The organism is Curtobacterium sp. JUb34 (assembly GCF_003755065.1).
In the GTDB taxonomy this organism is placed as follows: Bacteria; Actinomycetota; Actinomycetes; order Actinomycetales; family Microbacteriaceae; genus Curtobacterium.
The window spans coordinates 205,319-221,505 of record NZ_RJVH01000001.1; the positions used below are offsets into that span (position 1 = coordinate 205,319).

Sequence of the window (16,187 nt, forward strand, 5' to 3'; positions counted from 1 at the left end):
GGGCGTTCGCATGGTGAGCAGAAATGGTCGGGTGGCGTCAGGCCACCCGACCATTCCTGCTCACGATGTGCTGCGCCCGAGGGGCAACGACACCATCTCGCCGCCGAGGAAGCGAAGGTCCTCCGGCGGCAGGTCCGCCCGAGCGTCGGGGTCGAGCGCGTGGGACGCGTCGTCGCGTGGGACGAAGCCGATGCGCTCCCCGGCGGTCAGGTCGGCGGGCGAGCCGGTGTTCCGCGACAGCGCCCACACGACGTGGTGCCCCGGTTCGCGAAGGTCGACGGTCGCGAGCACCAGGCGCGCCAGGTCGTCGGGCGAGCTCCACATCAGGAGCGCTCGCGACGACGACGGCTGCTCCCCGAAGGCCCCGATGCGCGCCGAGACGATCGACATGTCGTGCCGGTCGGCGAACAGGCTGCCGAGCAGTTCCATCCCGGCCTTCGTCACGCCGTAGTAGGTGTCCGGCCGCGGCAGTCGATCGCCGGGCACGCTGCCCGGCTCGTCGAGCGGCTCGGGGACCCGGCCGACCGCGTGGATCGAGCTCGCCTGCACCACCCGGAGCACCCCGGCTGCCGCCGCCCGCTCGAGCACGTTCTTCGTGCCGGTCAGGTTCGCCGCGAGCAGGTCGTCCCACGCGGCCTCGGTCGGGATACCTGCCAGGTGCACCACGGTGTCGACCCCGGCGAGCGCGTCGTCCAACGCAGCGGGGTCGTTCACCGAGCCGGAGACGAACCGCTCCCCGGCGGACACCGGGTCGTCGGGCGTCCGTTCGTCGAGCAGGACGAGGTCGTGTCCGGCCGCCAGGAGCCTGGGCCGGAGAGCCGCCCCGATGCGTCCTGCGGCCCCGGTGATGAGCAGCGTCGCCATGCCGCGGACGCTACCCGCGGCGCACGAGCAGTTCCCTCAGGTGGTCGACGGCGCCGGACACGTGCACGCCCAGGTCCGACTTCGTCCACCGCACGACCGCCCAGTCGAGCCGATCGAGATCACGGTAGCGCCGCAGATCACGACCCCACTGCTCGGCGTCGGTCCGGTGCTGGTCCCCCTCGTACTCGATCACGATGCGCTGCTCTGGGTACGCCATGTCGACGCGCCCCACGAACCGCCCGGCCCCGTCGAGGACGTCGACCTGCAGCTCCGGCTCGGGCAATCCGGCACGCACGATCGTCAGTCGCGCCCGGGTCTCCTGCGGCGACCCCGCGCCGACCCGCACGAGCTCGAGTGCCGCCCGCAGCTTCCGGACGCCTGCGCGCGCCCCGGCCCGGTCGAGCGCTCCGCGCAGGTCGTCGATCGTCGTGGCGCACCGCCGGGTCGTGACGACCGCGTCGCCCAGTGCGACGAGCTGGTCGACGCTCAGGAGCGCACCGCAGTCGACCCACATCCCCGCCGGAGTGCTCACGGGCATCCCCCAGCGCTCGGCGACGGCAGCCCGGTCGGCGGTGATGCGGTGTCCGACGACTCCGGTCCGACGCGGTTGGGCGGCGGGGATCAGACTCGTGATGTGCACCGGCCATGCGCTACCGACGGGTACCGGCAGCTCCCACAGCACGGCTGCCGAGAGGTGGCTGACGAACTGTCCGGGCAGCAGGATCGGCCGGAACGCCCGGATCCGTTCGACGCCGTCGGGTGGGTGTCCCCGCGCCCAGCGGATCGATCGGGTCGGCCGGACCAGGTCTCGCCGTCGGAGTCGTTGCCGGCTGACACCCGCACGGTCGGCGGCCCTGACGTCGAACGACCGGTACCGGAGGCGGGGTGGAAGTGGGCGTGCTCGCATGCCGTCCACGCTCGCGCCCCCGCGCAAGGTCCACACGCGCGAACGCACCTTCCGTGCACAACGCACCCCGGGCCTCCCGTGTGGAGGAGTGACCAGACGCACATCGTGAGCAGAAACGGTCGAGTCCGCACCACGGACCCGACCATTTCTGCTCACGAAGCGAAACGGCCACCCACCGCACCGCAGCGCACCGCACCCACCGCACCCACCGCACCCGCCCCACGCCGCCCGCTACGATCGACGCACGAGCCAACGGAGGTCGAAGCGCATCATGGGAGACGGCAAGCCCGCGACCATCTACGACGTCGCCGCACGCGCCGGGGTCTCCAAGTCCCTCGTCTCCTTGGTCCTGCAGCGTTCCCCTCGGGTGAGCGACCAGCGCCGGGCCGCTGTGCTGACGGCCATCCAGGAGCTCGACTACCGTCCTTCCACCGCGGCGGTGTCGCTCGCCGGCACCCGCAGCCGCACCATCGGCGTGGTCCTCGACGACTTCCGGAACCAGTGGTTCGTCGACCTGCTCACGGGCCTGCGCGAGGCGCTGCAGGACCAGGGCCACCGTCTCGTCGTCGCGGACCGGTTCCTGAACACGGGGCTCGACGCCTCGCCGGTCGAGGGCTTCCTGTCCATGCGCGTCGAGGGCATCGTCATCGCCGGCGAGCCGACCACCGACCTCGCGATCCCCGCGTCGATGCCGGTCGTGATCGCGGGCGGGCGCGTGTCGATCCCCCGCGCGGACACCGTCGCGAACGACGACCGTGCCGGTGGCGGGATGGCTGCCGCCCACCTGCTCGACCTGGGGCACACGCGGCTCGGGTTCCTCGGTGCGGGTTCGGCGGCGTCGCAGGAGCGCCGCGCGGGCTTCGAGGGCGCGGCAGCCGCAACGCGCGCAGCAGCCGGACCGGTGACCGTCGCCGTCGCGGTCCTGCCCGGCGAGCCCACGGAAGAGGCCGGGTCCCGCGCCCTCGGCGCACTGCTCGACGAGCACCCGGACGTCACCGCGGTGTTCGCCGCCAACGACGTGATGGCCCTCGGAGCGCTGTCCGAACTCGCCGAGCGCGGACTCCGCGTGCCCGAGGACGTCTCCGTCATCGGCTACGACGACACTCCCGTCGCCGCGACGCGCTACGTCGGCCTGACGAGCATCGACGACCGCAGCGTCGAGATCGGCCGCGGCGCCGGCGAACGCCTGCTCGCGCGCATCGCGGACCCGGGCCTCGCGGCCACCGAGTCGCTCGTCGAACCCCGCCTCGTCGCGCGCCGCACGACCGCCCCGCGCTGACGCTCCGGATCCCGCCGACACCCCGACCGGGAGGCCCGCCCCACGCCCGCCACGCCCGCGTCGTGAGCAGGAATGGTCGGGTCCAGGGCCCGTACCCGACCATTCCTGCTCAGGAAGCGTCCGGCAACGCGGCGTGCTGCACGATCCACGAGTGCATGACGATCGCGGCCGCCGCCGAGGCGTTGATGCTCCGCGTCGACCCGAACTGCGTGATCTCCAGGTGTCCGGCGGCACCGGCCACCGCTTCGTCGGTGAGCCCCGGGCCCTCCTGACCGAACAGGAACACGCACCGCTCCGGGATCGCCGCGGTCTCGATGCGCTCGGCACCGGGGGTGTTGTCGATCGCGATCACCGGGCGTTGCTCGTCGGCCATCGCGGCGAGGAACGCCTCGACGTCCGGGTGGTAGCGGACGTGCTGGTACCGGTCGGTCACCATCGCCCCACGCTTGTTCCAGCGCCGCCGCCCGATGATGTGGACCGTGCCGGCCAGGAAGGCGTTGGCGCTCCGCACGATCGACCCGATGTTCAGGTCGTGCTGCCAGTTCTCGATCGCGACGTCGAAGGCGTGCCGGCGGGTGTCGAGCTCGGCGACGATGGCGTCCATCGACCAGTACCGGAAGTGGTCGAGCACGTTGCGGGAGTCCCCCGCCGCCAGCAGCTCCGGGTCGAGGCGCGGATCGTCCGGCCAGGGTTCCGGGTGCGGGCCGACGCCGTTCGTCGTCAGTTCGTGCGACGGTTCGGGCGCAGTGGTCACCGCACCAGCGTACGGCCGGGCGCGGGGAACCAGGTTCCGGACACAGCACCGCGGATCTGCGCGGTTCCATGTCCGGAACCTGGTTCCGGAGCCACGGATCAGGCGGTCCGGGCGACGCGGGACTCGATGCCCGCGATGAGCACGTCGAGCCCCAGGTCGAAGCGTGCGTCGTACGAGTGCTCCCCCAGGATCTGCCCGACGAGCGTGTGCCGCTCCGGCCGCCCGGTGTCGTCGTCGCCGCGCCCGATCTGCACCGAGGTGTGCCCGACCACGAAGTCGTACACGACGAAGAACGTGTACATCGCCTCGACCTCGGGCAGCCCGGCGTCGCACAGCGCCCCGACGACCTTCGCCACGACGGCGTCGGACTCGGTGGACACCAGGGCTCCGCGCCGACTGTGCGACTCGAGCACCAGGGGGTGGGTGCGCATCAGGTCGCGGAAGGTCCTGGCGAACACCCGGACGACCGCGTGCCACTCGTCGGGCCAGACGAAGGTGGCGGTGAACTCGTCGACCGTGCGGCGCACGAGTTCGGCGTGCAGGTCGTCGAGGCCGCCGATGGTCCGGTGCACGGTCATCGGCGCGACGCCGAGCCGCACCCCGAGCGCCCGGAAGGACAACCGGTCCAGACCGTCCTCGTTCGCGATCGCCGTCGCGGCGTCGATCACCTGCTCGCGGCTCAGGACGTTGGGCCGGCCCCGGCGTCGTCGCGGCGCCTCCTCGACCAGGTCCGGCACCGCGGTGGGGCGGGGCGTGGCGGTCGGGGATCCGGGTTCGACGAGCACGGCGGGTTCTCCTTGATTCGGTACGTGTCCCGAAAAGCCTAGGGCAAAGCCGAGTGGCATTCGGTGACTCGACCTTCTCGGGTCCGGAGCCGACGCGCAAGAGCCGATCCGTGCCTCCCGGCCTTCTCCGAGCCGACACCGAGCCGGGCCGTCACGGGTGCGCAGTAGGGTGAGGCCATGGCGACCCGCGACGACGTCGAGTGCTGGCTGACCGACATGGACGGCGTGCTCGTCCACGAGAACCAGGCGCTCCCCGGTGCCCCCGAGCTCATCCAGCAGTGGCTCGACGAGGGCACCGAGTTCCTCGTCCTGACCAACAACTCGATCTTCACGCCGCGCGACCTCAGCGCGCGGCTCCGCTGGTCCGGCATCCACGTCCCCGAGGAGCGCATCTGGACGAGCGCCCTCGCCACGGCCGACTTCTGCAAGTCGCAGATGCCGGGTGGCTCGGCGTTCGTCATCGGCGAGGCCGGCATGACCACCGCCCTGCACGAGGCCGGGTTCATCATGACCGAGACCGCCCCCGACTACGTCGTCGTCGGCGAGACGCGCAACTACTCGTTCGAGGCGATCACCAAGGCCGTCCGCCTGATCCGCGACGGCGCCCGCTTCATCGTCACCAACCCCGACGCCACCGGCCCGAGCGCCGAGGGCGTCCTGCCCGCGACGGGTGCGATCGCCGCGATGATCGAGAAGGCCACCGGCAAGCAGCCGTACGTGGTCGGGAAGCCGAACCCGATGATGTTCCGCTCGGCGATGAACCGCATCGGCGCGCACTCCGAGAACACCGGCATGATCGGCGACCGGATGGACACCGACGTGCAGGCCGGCATCGAGGCCGGGCTGCACACCGTCCTCGTGATGACGGGCATCAGCGACCAGGCCGAGATCGACCGCTACCCGTTCCGTCCGAGCGAGGTCATCTCCGGCGTGCACGAACTCGTCCGTACCGCCCCGTTCGAGGTCGAGCTGTAGCGGTGCGCTGGGACCCGTCGCGGTACGCCGCGTTCGCAGACGACCGCGGACGCCCCTTCCACGACCTGGTCGCGCAGGTCGCGTGGTCGGCGGACACTCGGGAGGCCCCGCGTCGCGTCGTCGACCTGGGCTGCGGTCCCGGGGCCCTCACCGCCACGTTGGCAGCGCGGTGGCGTTCGTCGCGGGTGGTCGGGATCGACAGCTCGGCGGAGATGCTCGCGTCGGCTGGGACCGACCCCGCCCTGGCGGACCTGCCGAACCTGTCGTTCGAGCTCGGGGCGATCGAGGACTGGACGCCCGGGCCGACCGACGACGTCGTCGTGACGAACGCGGCGCTGCAGTGGGTCCCGTCGCACGTGGCGCTGCTGCCGCGGTGGCTCGACGCGATGCCGTCCGGGTCGTGGTTCGCGATGCAGGTCCCGGGCAACTTCGGGTCCCCGTCGCACGCGCTGATGCGGTCGATCGGGGCCTCCGGGCCGTGGGCCCCGGCGCTCGACGGTGTGCTGCGGTCAGACCCGGTGCTCGATCCCGCCGGCTACCTCGGCATCATGCTCGACGCCGGGTTCGTCGCCCGCGCCTGGGAGACCACCTACGCGCAGCTGCTGCCGGGCGAGGACCCCGTGCTCGACTGGGTGCGCGGCACCGGGTTGCGACCGGCTCTGGCTGCCCTCGACGCCGCCGACCCCTCCGGTGCGTTGACGGCGGAGTACGTCGACCGCTACCGGGCGGCGCTGCGCGAGGCGTACCCGGCGAGCGCCCACGGCACCGTGTACCCGTTCCGCCGGGTCTTCGCCGTCGGCCGCAAGCCCTGACGGACGGCTCCCGCCGGGCACGGAAGCGCGCCGGGCCCTGGAGCCGGGCGACTACCGGGCCGCGGCCGGCGCTGCCAGGTCGCCACGGGCCTCCAGGGCGAAGGCCGCCATCGGCGGGACGGAACGCCACCGCTTCGCCAGGCGACGCGGACGGTCGTCGCGCCACGCGACCATGCCGCCCGCGACGATCCCGAAGCCCAACACGGCGAACGAGAACAGTCCGATCAGACCGAGCACGACCACGCGACCGGTGTCCGACGGATCGGCGGTCGCGGAGTACCCGATCGACCCGAAGTCCCAGAACGCGTGCAGCAGCACCGGGACGAGCAACGAACCGGTGACCCGTCGGGCGACGTACAGCGTGGAGCCGAACGACGCCGCGAACACGACCTGGATCAGTGTCGGCCCGATCCCGGCTCCGGCGAGCGCGTTGAGCAGGTGCAGCAGCCCGAACAGCACGCACGACAGCGCCCAGACCCCGAACTCGGGCACCCGGCGACGCAGCCCGACCAGGAGCATGCCCCGGGCCATCAGCTCCTCGAACACCCCGACGAACAGCACCCCGACGGTGAGCAGCAGGAAGTAGTGCGCCGGCAGCGCCGTCCAGTCGATCAGGGGCAGCCGCACCAGGCACACCACGAGCACCAGGGCCGGGGCCAGCGCGGACCACCGCAGTGGCGTCCGGGTGCGGTCGACGGTCGCGATCCGCCACCAGCCGAGGCCGGTGACGACCACGGCGAGCGCGACGGCGGCGATGCCCTCGGGGATCACCAGCGCACGGACGACGCTGTCGACCGTCTGGCCGAGGGACGGGTAGTCGTCGCTCGGCCGCGACCGCCACGCGCTGATCGCCGCGAAGACCACGAGCGGCGCGAGGCCGATGAGCAGCGAGGGCGGGACCGGCCAGCGGCGACGTCGGGGTTGGTGCACGTCCCGGTTGTACCAGTGCAGCCGTACGATTGGCGGTATGCGCCTGCCCTCGTTGTCGACCATGGCCGAGGACTACGTCAAGCTCATCTGGAAGGCCGGGGAGCGTGGCGGCGCCGGACTGGCCACGCGGGACATCGCGGCGACGCTGAAGGTCTCGGCCTCGACGGTGTCCGGCAACCTGAAGAAGCTCGACCGCGACGGCCTCATCGAGCACACCCCGTACTACGGCGTCGTGCTCACCCCGCTCGGGCAGCAGGTCGCGGTGGCGATGGTCCGGCGGCACCGGCTGATCGAGTCGTTCCTGGTGTCACGTCTCGGCTACACGTGGGACGAGGTCCACACCGAGGCCGAGGCGCTCGAGCACGCGGTGTCGGAGCGGTTCCTCGACCGGGTCGACGCCGACCTGGGGCACCCGACGCACGACCCGCACGGCGACCCGATCCCCGCAGCGGACGGCACCGTGCCCGCCACGCTCGGCACACTGCTCGGTGCGATCGAGCCCGGTGCGTGCGGGACCGTCGACCGGGTGTCGGACGACGACCCCTCGTTGCTGCGGTACTTCGACGAGCTCGGGGTCGGCCTCGGCACCCACCTGCGGGTCGAGCGGGTGCGGGACTACGCCGGGGTCATCGCAGTGTCGCGGCGCGGGGCGGACGGTGCCGAGGCGCTCGTCGACCTGCCGGCCGCCGCCGCGACCGCGATCTGGCTGGCCCCCGACGCCGACTGACGGACGCGGGCGTGCCCGCCCGTTCGCCTGGCGTGCCCGCCCGCCTGCCGCCCCCCGTCCGGTGAGGTTCCGAAATCTCGGAACCTCGACGCGCCCAGGGGCCGTCCGTGGAACCTCGGCGTCGCGCACGCGGCGTGTTGTGGAACCTCGAGCGAGCCCCGTGGCCGAGACCGGCCCGCCCCGCAGCGACCGGCCCGCCCCGTGACGACCGGGAGGCCCGTGGCCGTGTCCGCCACGGGCCTCCCGTCCGTCAGCCGGGGACGTCCACGGCCGCTCTCACCCCTTGGCGGATCGGGTGCGGCCGAGCGCCACCTCGCGCCGAGCCCGCTCGAGGGCGAGCGCTGACGCAGCGTCCGGGTCGTGCAACAGCCGCTCGGTGTCGGCGACGTGGTCCCGCACGGCACCGGAGCCGCGGTCCGCAGCCGCCGCGAGCACCGGCGCCACCGTCTCCTCACCCAGCCCGACCAGTGCCCGCGACAGGCTGAGCCGTCGTTCTCGTGGACCGACCCCGAGCTGCACCGCGAGCGTCCGGGCGAGCTCGGCCCGCTCGTCGTCGGGCACGAGTGCGACGGCGGTCCGCCAGGCGGCCCGGAGCACCTCGTCGTCGTGGTCCGCGAGCAACGGGCGCACCGACGGCCATGCCGCTGGGTCGCCGACCTTCGACAGCGTGTGCAGCGCCTGGCTGCGGGCCTGCGCTTCGGGACGGGCGAGCTCGGGGAGCACGCGCGCAACGACGTCGTCGGACGGGTGTCGGGTGAGCGCCCACGTGAGCATGTCGCGGACGAAGAAGTCCGGTTCGACGGCGCACTGGTCGACGAGCACGTCGAGGTCGCCCGCGTCCGGGGTCGTCCCGGCGGCCATCACGGCCTGCAGGCGGACCGAGGATCGGGGGTCGGCGAGGGCATCGGTGAGCACGGTCATGGCTCCATGCAACCCGCAGCCACCGGGGCCGTGTCAAGCGTCGGGGCATAGCGTCGGCAGCGGAGCGGTTCACACGGAGGACCGCTCGCCCGACCACGAAAGGACCCCGTATGCCCCGCATCGGTACCAGTGACCTCCACGTGTTCCCCCTCGCCCTCGGCGGCAACGTCTTCGGGTGGACGGCGGACGAGTCGACCTCCCACCAGGTCCTCGACGCCTACACCGCGGCGGGCGGCGACTTCATCGACACCGCTGACGTGTACTCCGCGTGGGCTCCCGGCAACGAGGGCGGCGAGTCCGAGCGGGTCATCGGTTCGTGGCTCGCGGCCTCGGGCAAGCGGGACGACGTCGTCATCGCCACGAAGGGCTCGCAGCACCCGCAGTTCCAGGGCCTCGGCGCGGCCAACGTCGCCGCTGCCGCCCGTGCCAGCCTGCAGCGCCTGGGTACCGACCGCATCGACCTGTACTACGCGCACTTCGACGACCAGTCGACCCCGCTCGAGGAGACCGTCCGCGCCTTCGACCAGCTCGTCAAGGACGGCATCGTCCGCTACACGGCGATCTCGAACTACTCGAAGGACCGCGCCGAGGAGTGGATCCGCATCGCGACTGAGAACGGCCTCGCGCAGCCGGTGGCGATCCAGCCGCACTACAACCTGGTCACCCGCGAGCCCTACGAGTCCGAGATCGCGCCGCTCGCCCACGCGCACCGCCTCGGCGTCGTGCCGTACTTCGCACTCGCCGCCGGGTTCCTGACCGGCAAGTACCGCTCGAAGGAGGACTTCGCCGGCAAGGACCGTGAGGGCCAGGTGTCGGGCTACTTCAACGACGAGGGACTCGCCGTGGTCGACGCCCTGTCCACCATCGCCGAGGCCCGCGACACCGAGCTCGCGACCGTCGCCCTGGCGTGGCTGCAGGCACAGCCGGACGTCGTCGCGCCGATCGCCAGCGCCCGGAACACCGAGCAGCTGCCGGCACTGCTGGCCTCGGCCGAGCTCGAGCTCAGCGCCGACGAGCTGCAGACCCTGTCCGACGTGTCGGCGAAGGTCCCCGCGACCGCCTGACCCGTCGACCGCCCGACCCCGAACGACATCCTCGACGTCGCACGACGTCGGGGATGTCGTTCGTTGCACACGCGGGCATCACCGGCGCGCAACCAGCGACGAGATCGATGTCGTACGACGTCGACGGTGTCATTCCACGTCGATACCCGCAGCAGCCCCTCCGCCGCCTACGCCCCCGGCGCCAACGACGCCGTGAGCTCCTGCCCCGACGACCGCGTCACGAAGCACGAGATGAACCGGTCGCCCTGGTCCCACGTCGCCTGGTCCGGCGCGTAGGACCCCTGCACCTGCACGTCCCCGACGGCCGCAGCCGCCGAGGCGTTCAGCGCCGCGTCCGACTGGCACCGGTCGGCGGCCTGCGTCGCGAGGGCCTCGGCCCCCGGGTACGCGTCCCCGTCCACCGTCAGCCGAGCGGTGAGCTGTCCGATGTGCGGCGTCGTGCAGTCGACGACCGTGAAGGTCTGCGCCCAGGCGTTCGTGAACGGCGACAGGCACTCCCCGCCGGCCAGGTCGGTCCAGGCGTGTTCACCCGGCAGTGCGGGCGTGGTGGCGAATTGGAGCGTGGCAGCCGGAGCAGCGGCCTCGTCCGAGGGGGCGGCGGACGCCGCAGCCGAAGGAGTCGCCGGAGCCGACGACGCTGCCGCCGGGGACTTCGTCGGCGCGATCTCCTGGTCGGAGATGTTGTTGCCGAGGATCCACTTCGACAGCAGGAACACCAGGACGATGAGCACGACGATGAGGGCGATCGAGCCGTAGACGAGCAGCTGCTTGCCGCGCTTGCCCTCGCTCCGGAGGCGCGCCGCACCCTGGTTGATGAAGTTGTCGCGTTCCCCGGTCGGCGCGGCGGCGGTCGTGGAAGACGGAACAGCAGCTGACGGCACCGCGGCCGCCGGCATCATGCGCGTCCCGGTGTCCTCCGGGTCGTAGCCCGTGCCACCGAGCTGCCCGACGGCCTCGGTGCCGAACAGGTCCTTGATCGCACTCGTGTCGCTGGTCTCGCGGCCGTCCCACTCGGACTGGTCCAGGTCGTCCGGCGCAGCGGCCGGCAACGCCGCGGACTGCGCACCGGTGTCGTCCCGGCGCAGACCGAGCACGGCGTCCAGGTCCTGCCCGACGGCCGGTGGCAGGTGTGCCGGGTACGCGGGCGACGCAGCGGGCTCGACCAGGGGCGGCGCAGCGGTCGGCGGCACGGTCGCGTCCGGTTCGGACCACCAGGGCGTGCCGGCGACCGGCAGCGCGGTGGTCGCGGCGTCCGGGAGGCCCGTGGCAGCGTCCGCCCCGTCACCCTCGGCGGCCGAGCGGGTCGTGTCCAGGGCCTCGGTCGGCTCCGCGGGAGTCGCCGGCCGCCCGGCAGCGCCATCCGCGGTCGGCACAGCGGGAGCCGGCACGGCAGCAGCCGGCGGCACCGCAGCAGCTGTCGGGACGGCCGGCGGCACCGGGAACGTCCGCGGCGCCCGGGGGACGCCGTCGGCCGGGGTGTCGACCTCGCCGGAGACGACCTCGTCCTCGGCGTCGGTCTCGTCCGCCAGCGACCACGAGCCGCCGCCGCCGAGTGCCGTCGTGTCGAACGAGTCGCCGGTCAGGGTCGTCGGGACCTCGCCGGTCTCGTCGTCGCGGATGGCCCAGTCGAACGGTCGGTCCGGCCCGGCGCCCTGCGCTGGGGTGGGGCCGTCGCCCGAGAGCCGCAGCAGGTCGGTGAAGCTCGGCGGCTCCTCGGTCGGGGGCAGCACGTTCTCGACGCCGAGCGGCTGGTGCGCGACGGGCCCGGTGGGCGGGACGGGTGCGCCGGAGCCGGTCGCACGGCCGAGCCAGTCGACGTCGGCACGGCCCTCGCCGAACGGGTCGACGCGGCGACGCTCGTCCTCGATGGCCTTCGACGCCGCAGCGCGCTCGTCACGGTGGGTCTGCGCGGTGGGCAGCACGATCGACGAGGGGTGCGGTGCGGTCGGGTTCGGCGGCACGACGGCGGCCGGCGGGATGCGGTCGTGCAGGGTGGAGCGCTCGTGCTCGGCGGCGGCGTCGGGGCTCTCGGACGGCGCCGACAGCTGCTCGGGCATCGAGATGGCCTGTGTCGCGCCGTCGTCCAGCACCGGAGCGGCCGGAGCTGCGGGAGCTGCAGGAGCTGCAGGTGCGGGCGGTTCGACCAGCTCAGGCGCCTCGGACTCCGGGGCCGCCGCCTCGAACGGCTCGGGCAACGGTGCGCCGGTCTCCCGTGCGGTCCGCTCGGCCTCGCGGCGTTCCCGGCGCGAGGGCCAGTCCTCCTCGCCCCGCGGGGCGCCGAAGATGTCCGCGGCACTGCGGAGACCGTGGAACGGAGCGTCCGGGTCGGACGCGCGCCGGGCCTCCTGGCCGTCGACCCCGTCGGCACCGTCAGCCGCTGCTGCGGGGCCGGCCGTGTCCTCGGGGTCGCGCGCGTCGTCCGGACGCTCCCCGCTCACGCGGTCAGCCCCAGATCAGCCAACCCGATGGCCGCGAAGTAGGGGTACCCGGCTGCCTCGATGGTCTCCTTGGCGCCGGTGTCGCGGTCGACGACGACCGCGACGGCGGCGATGATCGCACCTTCGCGCTCGAGCGCCTCGGCTGCCTTGAGCGGCGATCCGCCCGTCGTGGAGGTGTCCTCGAGCACGACGACGCGCTTGCCCTTGAGGTCAGGCCCTTCGACCTGCTTGCCGCGGCCGTGGTCCTTCGGCTCCTTGCGGACGACGAAGGCGTCGTAGGTGAGGCCCTGTGCGGCAGCCTGGTGCAGCACGGCGCTGGCGATGGGGTCGGCGCCCATGGTGAGGCCGCCGACGGCCGAGACGTCGGGCACCTGCTGCACGAGCTCGGTCATGACCTGTCCGATCAGCGGCGCGACCCGGTGGTCCAGGCTGACCTTCCGCAGGTCGATGTAGTACGTCGCCTTCTTCCCGCTGGTCAGGGTGAAGTCGCCGTGGAACACCGCTTCGGAGGAGATGTACTGGATCAACTGTTCGCGCGCGTCGGTCACAGCGCACAAGGGTAGCCGGTCGGGCTCGCAGCGCGCTCCCCCGGTCTGTGGGGTCGTCCCGAGCAGCCCTCGGTACGCTCCGGGTCATGCCCCGAGCCCCGCGTCGCGCCGCCGTGGCGCCGGCTCCATCCGGCGGCCGTCGGTCCGGCGGCGTGGCCGGGGCGATCGGACGGGAGGCCCTGGGCGCGCTGGTCGCGCTGGCCCTGTCCGTCGTGGCCCTCCGCCACGTCGTCGCGACGGAGCGGGTCGCCTTGCTCTGGTACGACGGCGACTCGGTGCTGCTGCCCCTGGTGCACCGGTCGATGCAGCTCGGGCAGCCGTTCGAGTGGGCGATGTCCCCGGCGCTGTTCTTCTTCCCCGAGCTGCCCGTCTACCTGCTCTGCGCCCTCGTCACGGGTACCCCGCAGCAGGCGCTGGCGCTGAACGGGGTGCTCGTCCTGCTGGCCGTGTACGCGCTGGTGCGGGCGGCCGCGAACGAACTCATGCCGTCGGCCGGGCGAGCGGCCCGCATCACGGTGTCGGCGGCCGCTGTGGCGTTCGTGACCCTGCTCGTGCTGACGGAGTCGTCGGCCACCGCGACGTCGCTCGAGCTGGCGTCCCTGCTGCTGACCACGACCTACTACTACGGCGTCGTGCTGGCGATGCTCGGCACCGCGGTGCTCGTGCTCCGTGCCGTCCGAGTCGGGCGGGCATCGGTCGTCGTGCTCGTGGTGCTCGGCCTGGTCGCGGTGTGCACGACCGCGTCGAACCCGCTGTACGTGCCGTGGTCCGCCGCGCCCGTGGTCGTCACGCTCGTGCTGCTGGCGGCGGTGCGCCGGGTGCCGTGGCGCCCCGCCCTGCTGCTGTCCGGCACCGTGACGGTCGGGGCGGTGGTCGGGTACCTGGTGCGGATCCCCCTGCAGCCCTTCGTGTCGCTCGACCCGTCCACGTACGTGCGGCCGTCACGCGCGGTGGACACCCTGCAGTTCTTCGCGGCCCTGACCGACGAGCGCGCCGGCACGGCCGCGGGCGACGCCGGACTGCTCCTGATGTTCGTCGGGGTGCTCGTCACCGTCGGCGGCACGGTCTGGGCCTGGCGGGTCCGGACCGCGCGCACCGTGCTCGTCGCCACCGCCCTGCCCCTCGTGACCGTCGTCGCGGCGTCGATCGGCGTCGTCGTCGTCGGGTCGGAGACCCCGCGGTACCTCGAGCCCGTCGTCACCGCACCGCTGCTGGCCCTCGTCGCGGTGGCCGAGCTCACCCGCACCGCGGTCCGCCGGACCCGCGTGCACCGGCCGTTCCGCGGCGTCCGGGCCACCGTCGCGATCGCCGCCGTCGCCGTCCTCGCCGCCGGCGTCGCCACCGCACCGAGCACCGCGCACGGCGTCGCCACCGCCCGGTACACGCCGTCGTCCTGCCTCGACCGCTGGGCGGACGGACGGGCGGTCACCGGGGTCGGCCAGTTCTGGACCGTGCGGCCCCTCGCGACGTACTCCGCCCGGAACGTGCAGCTGCTGCAGGTCCGCGACACCTTCGACACGTACCCGTGGCTGGTCGACCTCGGCGCGTACCGCGATGCCGACCCGACGTTCGTGGTGGTCGGGTCGCACGACCTGTGGACCACCGCGGTCGAGGACTCGCTCGGTGCCCCCGCGACGATCACGCACTGCACGGGGTTCGACGTCTACGACTACGCGGGGACCGCCGGCGCCGAGGTGCTCCGACGCGACGTGGTCGGCAGCGCCGACGAGATCCGGCAGGAACGCGGGTTCTAGGAGTTGTCCACAGCGGCGCGTCGCCGTCAGATCTTCTCTGTACGGATGTATAGGCTCGTGCTCGATGTCTCGCCCCACCAGCCACCGCACCCCTCGTGCCTCCGTGCGCCTCCGCCTCGCCGTCACCGGACTGGCACTCGCGGGCCTCGTCGGCACGGTCGTCGTCGATGCACCCACTGCCCAGGCGGTCACCTACCCCACGTGGGACGAGGTCAAGAACGCCCGCGGCAAGGAATCCGCGAAGCAGGGGCAGATCACCGAGATCAAGGGCATCATCAGCGAGCTCGACGCCAAGGTCGAGGCCGCCCAGGCGAAGGCGAAGGAGCTCGGGCAGGTGTTCTTCGACGCCCAGTCCGATGCGCAGGACGCTGCCGAAGAAGAGCAGAAGCTCCGCGCGAAGGCCGACGAGCACGCGAAGGTCGCCGAGCAGAGCGCCGCGCAGGCCGGCCAGTTCGCCGCGCAGATGGCCCGCTCCGGCGGCGCCGACGTCACGACCTCGGTGCTGACCAAGGGCGACGATGCGCGCGACCTGCTCTACGACCTCGGTGCACTGAGCAAGCTGTCGGAACAGGCCGAGCGTGTCCAGGCCGCCGCAGCCGTCGACGCCGGCGTCACCCGTTCGCTCGAGGCCCAGGCCGACCGCGCCGCAGCGGAGCTCGAGCGGCTCGCCGCGAAGGCCGAGGCCCGCATGCAGGAAGCGCAGGCCGCCTCCGACGCCGTGCAGACCGCCTACGACGAACAGCAGTCGAACAAGGCCCGGCTCGACGCGCAGCTGGCCACCCTGACCACCGGCCGCGTCCGGACCGAAGCCGAGTTCGCCAAGGGTGAGCGGGTCCGCAAGGCGGCCGAGGCGAAGGCTGCGCGCGAGGCCGAGGCGCGTGCCGCCCGGGAGCTGGCGGCCGCAGCGGCAGCGGCGGCGAACGCCGGTGGCGGATCGTCCGGCGGCGGTGGCGGCTCCGGCAGCAGCGGCTCGGGCAGCGGCGGCTCCGCCGGCTCGGGCGGCGGTCAGGGCTGGGTCCGCCCGGCCAGCGGCTACGTCATCAGTCCGTACGGCTACCGCGTGCACCCGATCTACGGCACCGTCATCAAGCACGACGGCACCGACCTGGCCAGCGGTTGCTCGACGCCGATCGTCGCCGCGTCGGCCGGCACCGTCGACTACGTCGGCTGGTACGGCGGGTACGGCAACTACGTGCGCATCAACCACGGCAACGGCGTGCAGACGGCCTACGGTCACATCGTCAACGGCGGGTTCCGGGTCAGCACCGGACAGCAGGTCTCCGCGGGGCAGCTCATCGCGCTCGTCGGCTCGACCGGCCAGTCCACCGGGTGCCACAGCCACATCGAGGTGCACATCAACGGTGCCACGACCGACCCAGTGCCGTTCATGTCCGCGCGGGGCGTCGCCTTCTAGCCTGCCCGATCGCAC

At 73.0% G+C, this 16,187-nt stretch carries 15 protein-coding genes; 7 read left to right on the top strand and 8 right to left on the bottom strand.

The window, feature by feature from the left end:
* Positions 1-60: 60 nt before the first annotated feature.
* The gene (locus EDF63_RS00935; protein ID WP_123310387.1) at positions 61-864 is read right to left on the bottom strand and encodes an NAD(P)-dependent oxidoreductase; all 804 of its coding nucleotides are present in this window, start codon (positions 862-864) and stop codon (positions 61-63) included.
* A 10-nt stretch (positions 865-874) separates the two neighbouring features.
* Entirely contained in the window at positions 875-1,771 is an 897-nt protein-coding gene (locus EDF63_RS00940; RefSeq protein ID WP_148061683.1) for a hypothetical protein, read from the bottom strand.
* 271 nt (positions 1,772-2,042) lie between these two features.
* Here EDF63_RS00940 and EDF63_RS00945 point away from each other — a divergent pair, with 271 nt between their 5' ends.
* Complete coding sequence (locus tag EDF63_RS00945; protein ID WP_123310391.1) at positions 2,043-3,050, top strand: LacI family DNA-binding transcriptional regulator; 1,008 nt, start codon at positions 2,043-2,045, stop codon at positions 3,048-3,050.
* 109 nt (positions 3,051-3,159) lie between these two features.
* On the opposite strand, the gene EDF63_RS00950 is transcribed toward EDF63_RS00945, so the two are convergent.
* Together EDF63_RS00950 and EDF63_RS00955 are read right to left on the bottom strand one after the other, a co-directional pair.
* A complete protein-coding gene (locus EDF63_RS00950; protein ID WP_123310393.1) occupies positions 3,160-3,804 on the bottom strand; it encodes a TrmH family RNA methyltransferase in 645 nt (214 codons plus the stop codon).
* A 98-nt stretch (positions 3,805-3,902) separates the two neighbouring features.
* A complete protein-coding gene (locus EDF63_RS00955; protein WP_185021231.1) occupies positions 3,903-4,589 on the bottom strand; it encodes a TetR/AcrR family transcriptional regulator in 687 nt (228 codons plus the stop codon).
* A gap of 177 nt (positions 4,590-4,766) precedes the next feature.
* Between EDF63_RS00955 and EDF63_RS00960 the strand changes: the two genes are divergently transcribed.
* Both EDF63_RS00960 and EDF63_RS00965 read left to right on the top strand, forming a co-directional pair.
* Positions 4,767-5,564, top strand: a complete 798-nt coding sequence (locus EDF63_RS00960) for an HAD-IIA family hydrolase (protein ID WP_123310397.1) — start codon at positions 4,767-4,769, stop codon at positions 5,562-5,564.
* Between the two features lie 2 nt (positions 5,565-5,566).
* Positions 5,567-6,376: a methyltransferase domain-containing protein gene (locus EDF63_RS00965; RefSeq protein WP_123310399.1), complete on the top strand. Its 810-nt coding sequence runs from the start codon at positions 5,567-5,569 to the stop codon at positions 6,374-6,376.
* 51 nt (positions 6,377-6,427) lie between these two features.
* Here EDF63_RS00965 and EDF63_RS00970 read toward each other — a convergent pair whose 3' ends face one another.
* The gene (locus tag EDF63_RS00970) at positions 6,428-7,306 is read right to left on the bottom strand and encodes a CPBP family intramembrane glutamic endopeptidase (RefSeq protein ID WP_185021232.1); all 879 of its coding nucleotides are present in this window, start codon (positions 7,304-7,306) and stop codon (positions 6,428-6,430) included.
* Between the two features lie 37 nt (positions 7,307-7,343).
* Here EDF63_RS00970 and EDF63_RS00975 point away from each other — a divergent pair, with 37 nt between their 5' ends.
* The gene (locus tag EDF63_RS00975; RefSeq protein WP_123293578.1) at positions 7,344-8,033 is read left to right on the top strand and encodes a metal-dependent transcriptional regulator; all 690 of its coding nucleotides are present in this window, start codon (positions 7,344-7,346) and stop codon (positions 8,031-8,033) included.
* A 276-nt stretch (positions 8,034-8,309) separates the two neighbouring features.
* On the opposite strand, the gene EDF63_RS00980 is transcribed toward EDF63_RS00975, so the two are convergent.
* A complete protein-coding gene (locus EDF63_RS00980) occupies positions 8,310-8,954 on the bottom strand; it encodes a HEAT repeat domain-containing protein (RefSeq protein ID WP_123310404.1) in 645 nt (214 codons plus the stop codon).
* 110 nt (positions 8,955-9,064) lie between these two features.
* Between EDF63_RS00980 and EDF63_RS00985 the strand changes: the two genes are divergently transcribed.
* A complete protein-coding gene (locus tag EDF63_RS00985; protein ID WP_123310406.1) occupies positions 9,065-10,018 on the top strand; it encodes an aldo/keto reductase in 954 nt (317 codons plus the stop codon).
* 167 nt (positions 10,019-10,185) lie between these two features.
* Here EDF63_RS00985 and EDF63_RS00990 read toward each other — a convergent pair whose 3' ends face one another.
* Together EDF63_RS00990 and pyrE are read right to left on the bottom strand one after the other, a co-directional pair.
* On the bottom strand, positions 10,186-12,456 hold the full coding sequence (locus tag EDF63_RS00990) for a septum formation family protein (protein ID WP_123310407.1): 2,271 nt from the start codon (positions 12,454-12,456) through the stop codon (positions 10,186-10,188).
* Positions 12,453-13,004, bottom strand: coding sequence for an orotate phosphoribosyltransferase (gene pyrE, locus EDF63_RS00995; RefSeq protein ID WP_071404348.1), 552 nt, complete (start codon positions 13,002-13,004; stop codon positions 12,453-12,455). The genes EDF63_RS00990 and pyrE overlap by 4 nt, the downstream gene beginning before the upstream one ends.
* 86 nt (positions 13,005-13,090) lie before the next feature.
* Between pyrE and EDF63_RS01000 the strand changes: the two genes are divergently transcribed.
* Together EDF63_RS01000 and EDF63_RS01005 are read left to right on the top strand one after the other, a co-directional pair.
* Positions 13,091-14,758, top strand: coding sequence for a hypothetical protein (locus EDF63_RS01000; RefSeq protein WP_148061684.1), 1,668 nt, complete (start codon positions 13,091-13,093; stop codon positions 14,756-14,758).
* Between the two features lie 64 nt (positions 14,759-14,822).
* Positions 14,823-16,172 carry a M23 family metallopeptidase gene (locus tag EDF63_RS01005; RefSeq protein ID WP_148061685.1) on the top strand — a complete coding sequence of 450 codons (1,350 nt, stop codon included), beginning with the start codon at positions 14,823-14,825 and terminating at the stop codon, positions 16,170-16,172.
* Positions 16,173-16,187 lie beyond the last annotated feature (15 nt).